9 protein-coding genes are annotated in these 13,480 nt (G+C 58.4%); 3 read left to right on the forward strand and 6 right to left on the reverse strand.

The genetic code is table 11. The annotated features are described in order from the left end of the window. Positions 1 to 479: 479 nt before the first annotated feature. The 4 genes from E3O23_RS08980 to E3O23_RS08995 all read right to left on the reverse strand — a co-directional run bounded on the left by E3O23_RS08980 (position 480) and on the right by E3O23_RS08995 (position 9,452). Entirely contained in the window at positions 480 to 1,169 is a 690-nt protein-coding gene (locus tag E3O23_RS08980; RefSeq protein WP_134490245.1) for a hypothetical protein, read from the reverse strand. Next, positions 1,141 to 7,326 carry a hypothetical protein gene (locus E3O23_RS08985; RefSeq protein WP_134490247.1) on the reverse strand — a complete coding sequence of 2,062 codons (6,186 nt, stop codon included), beginning with the start codon at positions 7,324 to 7,326 and terminating at the stop codon, positions 1,141 to 1,143. Before E3O23_RS08985 ends, E3O23_RS08980 begins: the two co-directional genes overlap by 29 nt. A gap of 162 nt (positions 7,327 to 7,488) precedes the next feature. Further along, positions 7,489 to 8,880 carry an RNA-directed DNA polymerase gene (locus E3O23_RS08990; RefSeq protein ID WP_166790464.1) on the reverse strand — a complete coding sequence of 464 codons (1,392 nt, stop codon included), beginning with the start codon at positions 8,878 to 8,880 and terminating at the stop codon, positions 7,489 to 7,491. Then, positions 8,877 to 9,452 carry an SLATT domain-containing protein gene (locus E3O23_RS08995; RefSeq protein ID WP_166790465.1) on the reverse strand — a complete coding sequence of 192 codons (576 nt, stop codon included), beginning with the start codon at positions 9,450 to 9,452 and terminating at the stop codon, positions 8,877 to 8,879. The genes E3O23_RS08990 and E3O23_RS08995 overlap by 4 nt, the downstream gene beginning before the upstream one ends. A gap of 477 nt (positions 9,453 to 9,929) precedes the next feature. Here E3O23_RS08995 and E3O23_RS09000 point away from each other — a divergent pair, with 477 nt between their 5' ends. From E3O23_RS09000 to E3O23_RS09010, 3 genes are all read left to right on the forward strand, one after another. After that, positions 9,930 to 10,325: a hypothetical protein gene (locus E3O23_RS09000; protein WP_134490253.1), complete on the forward strand. Its 396-nt coding sequence runs from the start codon at positions 9,930 to 9,932 to the stop codon at positions 10,323 to 10,325. Positions 10,326 to 10,439: 114 nt separating this feature from the next. Beyond that, positions 10,440 to 10,979: a helix-turn-helix domain-containing protein gene (locus tag E3O23_RS09005; RefSeq protein ID WP_134490255.1), complete on the forward strand. Its 540-nt coding sequence runs from the start codon at positions 10,440 to 10,442 to the stop codon at positions 10,977 to 10,979. Positions 10,980 to 10,983: 4 nt separating this feature from the next. Next, entirely contained in the window at positions 10,984 to 11,577 is a 594-nt protein-coding gene (locus tag E3O23_RS09010) for a PIN domain-containing protein (RefSeq protein ID WP_134490257.1), read from the forward strand. Between the two features lie 3 nt (positions 11,578 to 11,580). On the opposite strand, the gene E3O23_RS09015 is transcribed toward E3O23_RS09010, so the two are convergent. Continuing rightward, positions 11,581 to 12,372: a MarR family transcriptional regulator gene (locus tag E3O23_RS09015; RefSeq protein WP_166790466.1), complete on the reverse strand. Its 792-nt coding sequence runs from the start codon at positions 12,370 to 12,372 to the stop codon at positions 11,581 to 11,583. After that, positions 12,344 to 13,459 carry a chromate transporter gene (locus E3O23_RS09020; RefSeq protein WP_134490261.1) on the reverse strand — a complete coding sequence of 372 codons (1,116 nt, stop codon included), beginning with the start codon at positions 13,457 to 13,459 and terminating at the stop codon, positions 12,344 to 12,346. Before E3O23_RS09020 ends, E3O23_RS09015 begins: the two co-directional genes overlap by 29 nt. Positions 13,460 to 13,480: the final 21 nt, after the last annotated feature.

Raw genomic sequence — 13,480 nt, forward strand, 5'->3', positions numbered from 1 at the left:
GCCACCCGCTACGACAAACTTGCCCTGACCTACCGCGGAGGAGTCGTCCTCCGCGCCATCACCATCTGGTTACACGAATTAGGAGACACGCCCTAGGCGGAGAGTGACGCGCTAGTCGGCGCGAGGCCGAGGCCGCGGTCACGAACGGACGCGGAAGCCGCAGAAAACAGAAATCGCTCCTGAGAATCCTCAGGAGCGATTTCTTTTTTTGTTTCGGCCGGACCGTTTCGTGAAGAGTTTCGCGAACGGCCCTTTCTGTCGGGCTGACAGGATTTGAACCTGCGACCCCCTGACCCCCAGGTAGCCCCAATCATCGAAATCATTGATTTTCCGGGCCGCACAGGTGCGCAGAACGACTCAAATCATGTCATGCACTGCATGGTTTGCATGATTCTGGTCCCCTTTTGGTCCCCCAAGAATTGGGCTTAGACCGCTTCTGACAACCCGCCGTGTTCAGACCCTCAAAGCCCGTAGGTCGTCTATAAATCATCACTCGAAGTGACGTCAATGGAAGGCGATCGCTCCAACCGTTCTATCAGCATTCGCCGTGCTGCTTCCGCGGCAACGATCGCTTCATCTAGCGATCGGATCGAGGTTTTCAATGACACCGCCCGCGCATCGTTCTGTGTGCCGACCTCATCCATCGCAAGGTCGAGCCCATCCATCGCAAGGTCGAGCCCATCAAAGATAATCCCGAGAGAGTCGTCCCCTTCTATATTCGGGGCTGCTGAAATCCAAGTTCGTTCATGATCACTTGCGACAATTGCGGACTCGCTGAGCAAGGCACGAATTGCCCGCACACTGGATTCGTCTATTGCTATGGCCGCGTTGAGGAGCTGACTTGTCGGTCCCGCGAACTCGTCTCGATTTCTGAAGCTGCGTAGCCTCGTCCAGGTAGGTCGTTCTGGGTCAAGTTTCTCCAAGGCACGGAGGATGGGCTCAAAGCTCGACATCGGCCGGCTGTCACCAGGAAGGCCGGCACGGTGTTTCCACAGTTTGAGGATCTCCGTCGAGCATTGTGAGCGCAGTTCGAGTGCTCGCTCCCCCGTGGCAGCTTCCGCCTCGTTCATGAGGCTGGCGATGAAATGCCCCATCCATCTACCCAGCGTGTCTGTGTCGTTTAGATCGGCGACGAGTAAGTTACCTAGTTTGAAGTGGTCCGCGGGCATCGAACCATCCGAGATGCTGTTTGTAGAGGAAGATCTTGAAGTAGTCATCGAGGTACCCAATCTCATTGCTGGAATAGTCGTCGTTCCGTCCCGAGTAGTCGTAAGTCGCTCTGTCAATACTGACCTCAACGATTAGATCCATTCCAAAAACTTGCAACGCTTCGTTGAGTGCGGAGAGCTCAAGCTCAACACGATCGCCCTTTGATCCGAGCCCACGCCCATTCTTTTCACGACTTTGGTGGTTCCACGAGGTCACCACCAGGAAAGGAAGTTGGTCGCCCTCTTGGCGTATCCAGTTGCGTTGGTCTTGATCGGGAGCCATCTGGATGGCGGTCTGAAACTCGGCGGATGGCCGAGGCGGCGGGTAGCTTATGCCGCCCGAGAACGCGTCCGATCGGTCCAAACTGAGCTCTCGAGAGTCATCGTTCATCCAGCCCCGCAAAACATACCCGTCGTAGTCGAAGTCGAGGTCGTCGTCTGCAGGTGGTGTCCGGAAATCCATGTGACTTGCCGCGGTCTGCATCGCCCCTAAGAGCGCGTTAGCGCGCTCGGGTTGCACCAAGGCGCTGCGAATCCGGAGGCTCTGCGAACGGTCGCGTTCGTTTCGTTCCGACGTTTCCCAGATCCTCACCGCCCCTGTATTGGCGAGCCCTAGGAATTGCGTGAAGTCACTGGCTTGAACCGACCAGCGCCAGGTGTCCTTGTCGAAGGTCTTTGGCGTCAGCATTCTCTGGTCGGCAGGCGCTGGATCACGCCGGTCCGAGAGCCAGCGCCCGTCCGTGCGCGTGAGGTCGTGTTGGTGCCGCCACTGGGTGAAGTCATCGTGGTCACTTTCGGGATCCTTATATGCCGGAACCGAAGTGGCGAGTTCGCCGGCGACGCGCATGAGTGCGTGGAACGTGAGGTGCGAGTCGAGAGTATGAATGCGCGGAAAATCAGAGTAGTGGGAGAGAGTCTCTCCTTGCCGAAAGACTCCTATGGTCCAGCGTGCGTCCTCTTCGTGTATCCCCTTGAAACGTTTACCCCATGTGTTTAGAATCCGCGAGGAGACCCGGCTTTGAACGTCCCACGGGTCGGCTCCGAAGCACCTGGCGAGTGGATCTACCCAGTCACTTCTGAAGTCGTAGTCAAACTCGTAGCCCGTTTCGGGATGTTCGAATTTGGATCGCCCGTAGTGCTCACGGTTTGAGTAGTCAACTTCTTTAGGCATAAGCGGTGAGCATGTCCGGCTCGCGAGGATCTCGGCAGAATCCTGTGCCACAAGGGTGTTTGCGCTTCGAGCGAGCACCGAAAGTACCGATTCAATGTGACGCACCATGAGTTGGTGGTGGTGCTCGGTTGAAGCTAGTTCTGAAAGCAGCGGGAGGAACTTTTCCACAACGTGGAGCCGATCTTTTGCCATTCGATCGAGCGCGATTAAGAGCCAGAGGATTGCGTCGTCGCGGTAGAAAACCAATCGCTCGTCAGTGAACGCTGGTGCGGACCCCGACAACGCTAAATCTTTGAGCTGCAGGAGTTCAGCCAGGCACCCCAATTGGCCGAGTATTCGGACAGAATGCGCTGCCCGCCACCGAATTGCTTCATCGGCGTCGCCCAGCGCCGCCCATACGAGACCGGCTACGCTTCCAGCAGTCTCGGTGGGTGGCTCAAGGATGGTGTTCCACTCGTGGTCGGGAGCATCCTCATTCACCAGGTACTGCGTACCGGCCTCAATCTGATCGAAAAGAGTCTGTGCCTGCGAGTGATTAAGCCGCGCGGTGAGGTTCATTAGAAGGCTGTAACTCGCACGGGAATCGAGGAACTCGCTGCTTGCACCAAATGATTCAAAGGCGCTAAGCGTCAATTCATCGCGAGTGACACCCGATACGTTTTCGATGTCAAGCCATGGCAGACTTCCCAGTCGGGCAACTGCTATTGCTTCACTGAATCGGGATGCCAGGCCTTTCGCCAGGTTTGCAAGAGCATCCTTCATCCCGGCCGGCAGGCCGCTGAGCTGAGCTACATGCTCAAATAGTTTCCGGTAGTCGTAGAGGGATAGCTCGGGGTCCTCAGCAAATGTTCGGACGACCTGTGCCCACTCGCGTTGTGGTCTGTCAAATGCAATCGAGAAAATGGTGTCAATTCCGAGATAGCGACTTCCCTTCACCATCGAATGAGCGGCACGTAATCCATCGGAATGAGCAAGGTTCAGGGTCTTCAGCTTCCTCAGAAGCTTCGCTCGCTCGCTGTTCAATTTTGAGTCCGGCGTCAACCAGTCTGGAGATAGAAATCCTTCGCCCGGGTCCGTCTCTTCAGGTTCCGTGCTTGTGGCCGGCGGAAGTCCACTCATTCGTCGGAGTTCGTCCGCGACTTGATGGAGTAGTTCTGCTGCCCCCGGCTCTTGGGCGACCGCCGCTTCGATCAGGGCGCGCTGGCCAACAGTTCGATCGCTAAGAACGGAAAGCGCCACCGCCGCTTTCAAACTGTGGAGTAACGCGCCGTTGGTTGGGTCGATGAGTGCTGCAATAGATTGACCGAAGTCTCCGAAGCGTCGATCTCGCCAGCGGGAAGCGATCGCGAGTGCTGACCGGGGGCTCAGATTGGCGAGTGCTTCTATTACTGGCGGCATGTAGTACCCGTCTCCCAAGTAGGGGGAAAAGGCCTCTGCCATACGGGCAAGTCGGAATGCGCGCTCATCATCCGGGTCATTGTTTGAGGCCTGGTTGGCCACGACGAGGGTGCATTCCCAGCGCGCGTGTGCCTCGTCACCCATCTTTTCGGCGATGTCGAGGGCTTCACTGAAGTAATGGTGCGCTTCGTTGGCGTCGACTGAGCGAAGTGCTCGCGAGAGGTCCAGTAAGTTGTCGACTCGGAACTCTGCATCCTCTGGACTTTGAGTGCTCTTGCTCGCCACGGCCCGGGCAATGGAGAAGAGTGTCGCGTCCCAGTCCGACTTTGCCGACAGGAGCCGGATCAGTTCGTTACCGGTAGTTGTCCAGATCTCCTCTGCGATGCTCGTCATCCACGTCATCAAAGCTTTGTCACTTGACGTGGTGGGGGCTGCGCTAACAATTGCCGCGCAGATCTTCGCGGCCATGTTGAGATGAAGGTTCGGGCTGAAATCCGCACGCCGGTTGCCTTTGGGCAGGGATTTCGTGAGGTCTCGTAACTCGGCTTCGGGTTGCGCTGCGGGATCGCACACTACTCGCGCCCATGCTCTAAGCCACGGCAAGAGAGGAACGATGTTCTCGCGGAATTCGCGACCATCTTGAGTAGACATATGTGTTTTGCCGCTGAGCTCCTCCAGTACTTCGGGAGAAGCGATCTGCTCGACCGACAGCTCTTTTCCTGTGACGAATCCGCGAAGCGCCCATGCACGAAGGACCGGGTCGGCGCCCGCGATAGGTTGCTGGGCGAGTGAGCGTGATGGCCGTTCCGGGAGATATTGGTCGAGAATTGCCGTTGCTCGCTCTTTCGTCATCGCTCCAGAACGAAGGGCGGCGATTACTGCGCCGCTGATCGCAGTTATTTCGTTCTCGTCGTGATCCCAGCTGTTGACAAAGTCGATTTTCTTCTTGTGCCGATTGAGCATGGAGGCAATCCCTTGTGATGCCTTCGTATCGAGTTGCACGTAGTGCCGCATGGACTGGCTCGCGATTGCGAGCTGAAGATACTTGTTTGATTTAGATGCAGCGAGGAGGGCATTTACCCTTGGGATGTCGCCGCGCTGGATCATTCGACGGGCAACGAGTTGCCCTACTTTGAACGTCGTGTGTGGGGAACGCAGACGTCCAATGAATCTCGCACAGGCTTCCGCACCCTCGGTGACCAACCGCCCTGTGGCGATTTCGGCAAAGTCTTCAAACTTGATCGGCTCTTTTTCGGACTCGACATTGGTTCTGTTCGCCCACCCGACCAGCCATTCCTCTGCGCTTCGTAGGCGATTACGTGAATCATCTTGGGTGGATGGGTTGAACGCCAGTAGAGTCCCTTCGTATACCAAGTTGGATCCCGGCCAACCCTGTCGAAGTGACCGGCTCGCGATGATTTCCTCGCTCGTCGTAGGGTCAAGAAACTCCCCTGCGAGATCTGTGTTTGCTCGGATCATCTCGATATGGCGGGATCGGCCGGCGGCCAATCCTCCTGCTTTGAACGCGAGAGTGGCCGCATCAAAATGATTCCCTGCCCGTAGGGAAGCTTTCAATGCGAATTGAACTCGATGCTCTTCTATCTCGCGGCGTTCGATGTTATTCGTCGAAGGCAACGCCTCGGTCGAGAGCGCCAGCGCTACAAGCTCCTGAAGTTCGCCCGATTCCCACAAGAGCTGCGGCAGCGAACCGGCCGCATAGGCATCTCGCTCGGCGAGAGTACGTAGCTTCTGCGCCAGAGCCCCTATCGCAGTTCCACTGGCGCGAAAATTGGATCGAAACCAGGACTCTGTCGGCTCGTCTCGAAATTGAACTGCGTCGCCTTGCACAAGCAGTGGTCTACCCAGGTCGCTTACGAAGCTCTCCACGAACTGCTTAGAAGTGTCCGTAATCTCACCGATAATATTTAGCGGGATTCGAGGACGGAGTGTAGCTAACACCTGAGAAATAGATTTGATTCTCGGTGCGTCTATCCCGTGATCGTTGAGTGTCTTGGCGAATTTCTTCCTAAGAAGATCATCGAACGCCGTGTCGGGCGACTGGTAGCCCTCGCCCAGCAGAGACAAGCACGTCGCCACATCGTTTGCCTGATCGAGAACCTCGTCTTGGACACGAGGGTTTCCTGATGTCCGTCGATGGAATTCACGCGCCTCAAGTTCGGACACAAGGCCGTATCGGAGCTCGATCCGCTCACGAGATTCCTTCGCGTCCAGAGGGGGCATCGGAATCTCTGTAGTACCTGCTGGCGCTTCTAGGTAGTGGATTCTCTCAGTTCGACAAAACGCGACTAATCGAACGTTTTCCGGGTAGTCCTCCCGAAGCAGGTCCGCAATGAACGCTCTGCTTCCGTCAATCTCTTCGGCTGCCATCGCAGCGTTATCGGCAGCATCTATGGCGATGATTAGAAGGCCTGACCCGACCGCTAGCGCCGCGTGGCGAACGCGCGACATGAAGGCGCGGGCGTATGCCGCAGCATCGCTATGCACCCCGACCAGTAGGGGGCTGCACAGGCTTCGCGTTGCAAGTTCGTTTGCAATCTGCACGAGTCCCTGACGATGCGCATGACGGTATCCAGTGGCGCGCCTATACGACCCCAATCCGTAACAGTCGTATGCGACAACGGTCGACCCACTCGGCAGATATTGCACCATTGATTGCGTGAAAACGGACTTGCCTACTCCCCCAGGAGCGTGGACGATCACGGGGCGCGTCGCAATAGCAATTTCCTGGGCGATATCCGCATAGCAGTCACGATCGATCAAATGATTCGGCGCAACGAACTGCGGCGGTGCGGGGTAATACTGGTCTTCAGGCGAGCCCAGCTCAGCCAGCACCACAGCCCGCGTGATGGGCGAAAGATCGAGACTCGTTGCTCGACGGGCAACGGCTTCCTTTAGCCTTGTCGCTGCGTCGGGGTCTGGTTCCGGCAGCAATTCGCCGACGGCCGTCCCAAATTGACGCATTAGGGGTAAAAGCGACGGTGCGCGAAGGTCAATGCTAAAACGCTGACAGAACTCAGCCTCATCGCCTGCGTTATTCAATTTCAGGTAGCGCCGCAGTTGGGCAACTGATCTCGTGTCACGTGGTGTCGCAGCTGTAGCTATGTCGATCAGCGCATTCGTGACCTTCGTGTCCACCACACGATTGGACACAAAGACGAACGTAGCCGATTCATGCAACGGGGAATCGCGTGTCTTCAGGTCGGTGTACTTCGCCGCAAACTTCTCCAGTGTCGTCGCCAGCCCTGACATCGTCCACGGCAATTCGGTCTGCGTCGTGGAGTGTTTCAACTGCCGGTATACAACGCGACCTCCCGCTTCGAGGCTTTCCGCACTGTAATATTCAGCGACGTCGATAATTTCGTCGCCTGTCCCTGGGCCGTCGCCTAGCTCCGTTTGCGAAGCTCCCTCGATCGTCAGCGCAACCATCTCGGTTCCAGGTATCAGGAGCTCCAAGGAGCGGCGCGCCGCCCAGTAGTAATGGAACAGATCACCGTCGCGGCTGTAGCGGACGAGGTCAGTAGCGGCCAATACAGTTCCTTCCCCGCGATGTAAGCGCGATGTTGATTGACTTGCGATTCTTTCAGGCAAGGGCGCGTGAGCCAAGAGCGGTCGCGTACCGGAGCAGTGTCGGGTCGGTTTCCCGTGCACACCGGTGCACGATCACCACTCCACGCTGCGCAACGACACCACCTACGAAGTGCCTCCAACGTCCATCTCGAGTTCCTTGATAGCAAAGCTGATGAACTGTCGGAAGAGACGTTCGATGCCAGCCGGGTCCGATGGAATAGAACGATAATCACTTGCCGCTTCAAGGAGGTTCTTCATGTCCACGGGATCAGTAATCAAGTCGAAGTTTGGTATGTATTGGACGCGATCGCGAGTCGGATCGCGCGTAAATGTATAGGCAGTCAGGAAAGATTTTGGGTTGATCTTCGTTTCTGATGGCAATCGAGAGATCAGTTTGGCCACAACGTCATCTAGATGATGCAAAAGGCTGGTGTTATCGATCTGCGAATAGTAAGGAAGCCATCCACGTCGTGTCTCCTCCGATATGCAGCCCGTGATTCGAAAATTTAGCCACCACTCGGCGCGAATCCGAATGCGTTCGATGTCGGCACGGCTCTCCTGCGCTGCTCGCCTAAGCATCGTGATTGGCCGTGCGAGGTTGTTAATGAGTCTGGAGTGTCGTGATTTGTGAACGGTGACCTTTCCCCGCTCGAAGGTGTAGCCCAAGTACTCAAATGGTTGCTTCCGAAGGATGCCGGTTGATGACTTATCTTTACTTTCCTTCGGGTGGGCTTTGAGCCCAACCATTCGAAGTTCAGAATGGACAAGTTCGGTGATGGAGCCGCGCTTACCGTAAGGGCTCAGGATTAAGATGTCGTCCACATATCTGAAGTACGCGATACCGGGCAGTGCACTTACCGCCTCATCAAAGGAGTGAAGCACGATCTCACCAAGTACATTAGCGATGACTGTTCCTGCCGGCACGCCCTTCGTGGGGCGAGCCGGCACAGCAGTCACATGGCCGTCGGGAAGTGTCGGAGTTTGGGCAGCATCTAGCGTTAGCTGAACTACGTCGGCCGAAATGCCGTATCTTTCTAGAGCCTTCGAGATCGCTTGGTGAGAAATACTGGGGTAAAACGACATGATGTCAAGCCGAATGAAGTCGCGGTACAGGCCTGACTTCACGGCCCCTCGAATGTTAGAGACAAGCTGCTGCGGGCGCGGAAACTCGATGCTAGGAATCGACTCTCGAAGGTGCTCGGCAAGCGTTGCCAGGATCAGACGGTCGCGGAGCGTGGGGATGGATATCACCCTGGGGAACTTGGCTGCACCTTTGAGCCTTAGGACCTCCTTGTAGGGAGAGAACACGTACGTGCCGTCGAGGATTCTCGATTCAGCTATTGCCACCAACCGGTCAAGTTGCTCGGGTTTGAGGTGCAATGCCGAGATTCCATCTCGACCACGAGTACGAGTCCCTTCTATTCGCTGTTCGTAGTTCCGTTGGAGAGCTCCAGCGCGCAGCGCGAGCTCGAAACTTGAAGCTTCTGGAAGTACTTCGGGGTTGTTTTCGCTCAAGCGATGGCCCAAATGGACACCGCAACCGTAACAAGGGATACGACTATTAGGAGTATCGGTAAGAGGACTGGCTTGGCTGTTGCCGCAACGAGGTTGACGGGAAATGGGTGAACACCCCTAAGAGCCTGTGCAACTTTGTGATCCATGGGCGAATGATTCTCTGACGTATCCATGATCGAGTTGTACTCCGTTTGTAGGGCTCGGAGCTGGCGCCCGGTGATCCGTGCTCGTGACTGGACAAGAGTTTCGGTTTTCACAGAGAAGGTTTGGAGTGATCTGTAGTTGCCGAACATGGCTTTCGCCCTCGCGGAGTAGTCAAGAAATGTCACGACGAGCGAAACGACAAGTGCTAGCACGGCAAGTATGACCAGCAGCACTGCGATGACTGGTGCTTGTTTCTCTGGGAATGCCAAGAAAACTATCGATACAGAAACGAGCGCAGTGGACAAACAGAATTGAGCGGCGTTCCACCATTGACCGACTTTCCTGAGTCGTTTCTCTGCGTTGAGTCGCGCCAGATAGCTGGCGAAAGAGCGCTTTGCTAGCGCCTCGATCGGTTCTTTGTACCGCACGCATCTCCTCGGCGCTATAGGTGGACCCGGGCGTCAGACCGAGATTCACTCGATCGAGGGTAATGATGACCGCCCGGAGGCATACGCCGAAGGATTGGTTACTTCCGCCACGAGGGCTTCGCCCGGATCCATTCGCATGCTACCAGTTGAGTTCAACGAGCTAGGGCTTGCGATCGAAGGGCTTGCGATCGACCGGCCATACTTCCCATCGGTTGGCGCGCCCGCGTCGAACCTCGCCGTCCGTCGATTGAACCTGAATGTCAGTGAGCAGTTCGACAACCATCAGCGAGGGAAAGCCCTGATCGGACAACCGCCAGGGAATTAGGTTGCGCCGGCGGCGAATCGTTCTGGCGGCGATCTCGTGTCAAGATCGCAAAGCAATTGTCAGTGCTGGACTCAGTGTGCATGACCAGAAAACAACATGTCCCACCCCTCGGGGTGCTTCACGGTGATCTCTCACCGCGAAGGAGCCTCCCGATGTCTGCACTCTCTGAATTCGGCCGTGATGAACGCATCGCCCGCATAGCCCTCTCGATCATTGCGACGCCGAACGACCCCTTGACCGGTCAGCTCCTGCGACATGTTGGTGTCACCGAGGCGCTGCGCCTTGCTTACTCGGAAGACGATGTCTCCGGTATGGACCGTATTGAGTCGCGTTTGAAAACCACAAAGCCCCGATGCAATTTACCGTTTCATCAGGGCTTTTCTGTCGGGCTGACAGGATTTGAACCTGCGACCCACCTGGAGAATCCTCACCTTTTCCGGGCTTCACCGGTTGTCTCGGAAAACTCGCTGATTCCCTTGTGTTTACAGGGAACCAAGCGGTTCGCTGCCTCCGAGTGTACCCGAGTGGGTCCGGTCCGCAAGGATTGATTTAGGTGGGAAAAAGTTGGCCTTCAACGACTCAATTTTCTGACAATCAGGCGGTCGAGCGCGTAGACGACGAATACGCAAATGTGTTACGTTTCTTTCGAATAGGGAGTGATTATGAGCACCACGTTGAACCAGCAGACGTACGTCGGCGACGACGCCGCCGGAGTAGCCAAAGTCCACGATTTCCTCGCGGCGCATGAAGCTGCCGGGCGAGAAACTCCAACTCCGCAGTACTTTCTGGCCGGAGCCACACCCGGCGATCAGGTTCAGATCCCCGAAGAGATCCACCAGATCCTTCTCCAAGTAATCGAGTCGATGAAGCGCGGACTGGCCGTGAGCATCGCACCCCAGTCAAAGACGTTGACGACCCAGCAGGCCGCTGACCTCCTGGGCATCAGCCGCCCGACCCTCGTCAAGCTCCTGGACGATGGCAGGATTCCTTTCGAACGCGTCGGAACGCATCGTCGAGTACTTCTGGTTGACGTTATGGATTACCGAGAGCGCCGTCGCGACGAGCAGTACGACGCGCTTGAGGAGATGCGCTCGTCGCTGGACGACGAAACTCCAGTGGACGAAGTGCTTCAGGAAGTGCGCGAGACCCGGCGTGCCCGTGCCGCCAAGCGGCGCGAGGAAGCTGCGGCACTGCCAGACTGAGCCGGTGTTCATCGCCCTCCTCGATAGCTGCGTCCTATGGCCCAGTACACTTCGGGACTTCTTGCTCTCCCTGGCGATAGAACAGTTGTACCGGCCAGCGTGGAGCGGCGAGATCCTGGCCGAGGTCGAAGACAACGAAGCGGCAAAGCTCACAAGTAGGCCTCCCCACCTCGCTCCGGGCGACGCACGGGATCGCGCCACGCACCTCGTCTCGGCGATGCGCACCGCATTCCCCGATGCAGAAAACGTCGGCTGGGAACCTTTGGAGGGCACCTTTGGGCTCCCCGACCCTGACGACGAGCATGTACTCGCGGCGGCGGTCCTCGCCAACGCCGGCGCAATTATTACGGAGAACTGGAAAGACTTCCCGCTTCATCTGGTGCCACCCCCAATCCAGATTCTCAGTGCGCGCGAGTTTGCACGTGACACGGTGGCGCTGAGCCCTTCCTCGGCACTTGGCGCTGTGCGCACGCTAGCCGTGAGATCGGGCCGCTATGGACCGAAGCGGACCGAGGATGAGATCCTCGACATTCTTGAGCACCGGTATCACCTGACAGAAGCCGTCGAGATGATGAAACAGGCCCGAACACTCACCTGAACATCAAGATCGGAGTCCCGCGAGGACGAGATTGCGGATCCGTTCGACGGCCTCATCTGCGTCCGGGCCGCCCGCGCGCCTGACATCCCAGGCTGCGATTACTGGATCCACGGCCGCCATGTTCGTGCGTTGCGCCCAGAAGGCTGCGGTCGCCCAGATGGTGTGATCGGCGGGAACAGCGAACTGGAGCGTGGCGCGCTCGCCACTCGTTTGCGCGAAGCCGAGCTTGTCGAGGGCGATACCTGACTTGGCATAGACGACCGCTCGCGCAGGGACCCGCCACGGCGCCAATTCATCAGCAGCGGAATCCCCCGAGCTCACGACGTGTACGCCAGCGGATGTGCCGGCGGCCACAACCGCTTTCGACTGCTCCGGGACGGAGTCAAGTCCGTACCAGTAAGTGGTGACGCCGCCCGGGCCCGGGTACTCAGCCATGAACATGTCCCAGGGCGCTGAGCGATCTGTCGCTCTCCAGCCAGCGGCTGATCTCACAATCAGGCCATCGAGCGCGCTGTTTGATTTGGACACCGCGGACTGCGTCACGCCGGTCTCCCTCGCCAGCTCGATCTGGGACCGGGGCTCCCCGTCGAGGATGCACGCACGCATGATCGCCCAGCGGCCCCACGGGTTCCGGCGACGGCCGGGCACCGCCACTGACGCATGGCTTTTCCGGGCCGCGTCGCGCGAGTGAATCTCCTCGCCGTTCCAGATGAGGCGTCGATCCGCGACGGATGCGACACCCAACCTCGGGTTCCCCTTCGCAGCGTCAATCAGGCCGCGGCTCGCGATCGGCACAACGACAAGCAAACGTTCGCGGGCGCTCCCGAGAAGTTGCAGAGCGTCCCTCTCGTAGATCGTCTTCTGCCGCACCTTCACTCGCACAACCGATCATGCTGACGAAGCTCGAGTGGCGGGCCGCGTCATAGCCCGCGAGAACGGCGAGGGCGATCGCCGCGCACACCCCGACGACGAGCATGACGGCAGTGGTGAGTGCGATCCCGGCGACCGGCCCGCCCGCGGCGGCGCCCACCGCATAGCCGATGCCCGCGGCGACCTTCACGAGGATCGGGCCTGGCAGCGCGTTCGCGACAGGTACGATTTGGCCGTAGAAGTCGAGAGGATCGACAAGCCCGGGCGCGACGAAGAACCCGTCTGCGACCGCGACATACGCCTCGCCGCCGCCGAACGACGAGACGGTGGAGAGGGCCGCGAGGAGCACAAAGCCGTCGGTCGCGGGCAGCAGAAGCATCGCGGCTCCACCCGAGACGACGGCGAGAAGCGCGAGCAGTCCAGCACCACCGAGTGCGCGGCGGGGCGAGGCGGTGTTCGTCTCGTCGTGATCATCCGCTTCCGACCGAAGCACCATAACTCGCTGGATGATCGTCATGGCCGCCACAGCCGCGATCGCGAGCAGGATGACCGCTACCGCGGAGAGTCGCGGCAGCTCGACGGCTTCGACCCCGAGCAGGTCGGCGACAAGGCGGGCCGTGACATCGAGACCCGTCGTGAGGAATACGGCGGCTGCAATGACAACCCCGCCGACATGCCACACGCCGCCGGAACGCAGCACCCGGGGTGCGTAATGGGCGAGCAGGAACAGTATGAAGGCCGTCACGCCGAGCGACAGTCCCTCGACGACGCGGATGCCGTCTGAGCCGAGGGAGGCGAAGAACGCGAGCAGCGCGACCGTGAGCACCGTGCCCGGGAGGGCGACCGCGATCGCGGAGACGAGTGCCGTGAACGGCCCGCGCACGCGCACACCCGACAGCGCCGCAAGCTTCACGGGGGAGCCCCGGGAGTGATGTTCGCGATCACCGTGTCGCTCCATGACGGGGATGAGCGCGCTGCCGCCGCCGAAACCCACCACTCCGACCTTGAGCATCGCGAGCACTTGACGGTGCCG

The organism is Cryobacterium tagatosivorans, assembly GCF_004402215.1.
In the GTDB taxonomy this organism is placed as follows: Bacteria; Actinomycetota; Actinomycetes; order Actinomycetales; family Microbacteriaceae; genus Cryobacterium; species Cryobacterium tagatosivorans.

What these genes read in the sequence shown, in the direction of transcription:
- E3O23_RS09005 (WP_134490255.1), top strand. Translation starts at nt 10,440, where the DNA reads ATGAGCACCACGTTGAACCAGCAGACGTACGTCGGCGACGACGCCGCC.
- E3O23_RS08980 (WP_134490245.1), bottom strand. Translation starts at nt 1,169, where the DNA reads ATGCCCGCGGACCACTTCAAACTAGGTAACTTACTCGTCGCCGATCTA.
- E3O23_RS09000 (WP_134490253.1), top strand. Translation starts at nt 9,930, where the DNA reads ATGTCTGCACTCTCTGAATTCGGCCGTGATGAACGCATCGCCCGCATA.
- E3O23_RS09020 (WP_134490261.1), bottom strand. Translation starts at nt 13,459, where the DNA reads ATGCTCAAGGTCGGAGTGGTGGGTTTCGGCGGCGGCAGCGCGCTCATC.